Origin of the sequence: Leeuwenhoekiella parthenopeia, assembly GCF_020782115.1 — a bacterium.
Lineage (GTDB): Bacteria > Bacteroidota > Bacteroidia > Flavobacteriales > Flavobacteriaceae > Leeuwenhoekiella > Leeuwenhoekiella parthenopeia.
Genome location: NZ_JAJGMW010000051.1, coordinates 1 through 2,125, shown reverse-complemented (window position 1 = coordinate 2,125; position 2,125 = coordinate 1). Strand labels below are relative to the sequence as shown.

Sequence of the window (2,125 nt, the reverse complement as noted above, 5' to 3'; positions counted from 1 at the left end):
TCAGCTGAGTCCTTCAATGCAAAAATCAAAACATTTAGAAGCCAATTTAGAGGAGTAAAAAACATAGAATTCTTTCTATACAGATTAACTACAATTTTTGCTTAAACACAACAATTAGGATTGATCCATAGCGTCAGGTAAGATTTTGACCCAATTATGACCCGGTATAATCATAAAAAAAGCCTTAAATAGCTGTTATTTAACTATTTAAGGCTTTATAGTAGCGGGAACTGGACTCGAACCAGTGACCTTCGGGTTATGAGTTTTTGATACTACCATATCAATTTAATCTAAAAACACTATAAATCAATGTTTTATATATGCTTTAATATATTTTAATAGCAAATAACATCAAACAAAACTAACAAATGTTGTACCTATGTTGTACCTAAAATGATTACCTTTATAATCCAAAAGTAATTATTATGGCAACAGTAAGAGTGGTTTTAAGAAAAAAGAAAAATAAAGCCGGAAGGTTTCCCATTGCTATTCGCATAACTAAAGACCGTAAAAGTTCTTACCTAAATACAGGTCAATATATAGATGAAAAATTTTGGGACGAGAAAAACCGCAATGTTAGGAAGTCCCACCCTAATTCAAAGATGCTGAATAATTTTATTTCAACCAAGGTTGCAGAAGCCAACGATAAGGTTTTAAAATCTGAAATGAATCCAGAGTATCAAACCGTATCGGATATCAAAACTAAAATTATTGCTACAAAGGGACTTGATTTTTTTGCAGTAGCAGAAATGCACCTTCAAAACTTAAAAAACAGAAATAAACATCACCAGTATGACACTGAACTTGGGCGAATAAAGAAGTTCAAAGAATTTCTGGATAAAGATATTCTTCCTTTCAATAAGCTTAATGCAACGGTTCTTAAAAAGTTTGAAACTTTCCTACTTCACAAGAAAAAACTTGCGCCCAGAACAGTCGTGAATTATTTAATTCTTATTAGAACCATATTCAATCTTGCAATTTCTGAATCAATTGTAGACAGAGGACTATACCCATTTGGAAAGGGTAAAATGACAATCAAAATTCCAGAGGCTCAAAAAATAGGATTTAGCGCTGATGAAATACAAAAGTTAGAGAATGCAAAAGATTTAACTGAAGCCCAACAGAAAGCCGTCCATATATGGCTTGTCAGTTTTTACTTTGCTGGAATACGCGTTGGCGATGTTTTAAAATTAAAGTGGTCAGATTTTAATGATGGGCGCCTACTCTACCGGATGAACAAAAACAGTAAACTGGTTTCTCTCAAAATTCCAGATAAAGCCATCGAAATTTTCAACCTTTACAGAGAAAAATCAAATTATAATGGGCTCGTGTTTCATCAATTGAAAGGCGTAGATCTTAATGACACCGAAGAAGTGTCTAAAAGAACCCAATCCATAACTCGAAATTTGAATAGAAGATTAAAAATTGCAGCAAAAAATCTTGGAATACAGAAAAATATAAGTATGCATATTGCTCGGCATAGCTTTGGAAATATTTCTGGGGATAAAATCCCGATACAGATGTTGCAAAAATTATATCGCCACTCTTCTGTAACTACAACGATAAGGTACCAAGCAAACTTTACTCATAAAGATGCTGATGATGCTTTGGATAGCGTAGTAAATTTTTAATGTCATAATTGAACTTAACCCTAAAACTAACTGAAGAAAATAGGAATATGCAGAATATGCGCCAAATTTGGCAAACTAACGTTCGAGCACGTTCCGCCTCAGAGTGCGTTCAACACTGACCCCGTATTTTTTCAGAAATCAGTACATCTTCACGATAAGAAAAGTCCCTTGTATGGAAAGCGCATTCGCAGTAATCAAGGTGCTGGCGGCTATTATCTTTGTAAATCCTGCAACAACTTAACAGGCAGTTACTACGGCGAAAGCTATAAGAAGTTTGCATATATGGGAATGATGGCGGATCATTCTCAAAAGTTGTGTGTGAATTGAATGAATAGTTTGATTTTTGTTTTCTAAACAGGAGGCATTGGACGCATATATAGATTTACTTAAGATTTTATTACCAGAATTATTGATTACCCATTTTAACCTTACCGGTCATCAAACAGAGGGAGATATACTGCACCTGCATTTTGAAGAAAAAGCAGAGGTCCCTA

General features: G+C 34.1%; 1 protein-coding gene. It reads left to right on the top strand.

Translation table 11 applies throughout. The annotated features are described in order from the left end of the window. Nucleotides 1-425 precede the first annotated feature (425 nt). On the top strand, nucleotides 426-1,631 hold the full coding sequence (locus LLW17_RS18770; RefSeq protein ID WP_228231828.1) for a site-specific integrase: 1,206 nt from the start codon (nucleotides 426-428) through the stop codon (nucleotides 1,629-1,631). Nucleotides 1,632-2,125: the final 494 nt, after the last annotated feature.

Bases quoted from the DNA above. Each gene is read 5' to 3' on its own strand.
- LLW17_RS18770 (WP_228231828.1), top strand. From the start codon at position 426: ATGGCAACAGTAAGAGTGGTTTTAAGAAAAAAGAAAAATAAAGCCGGA.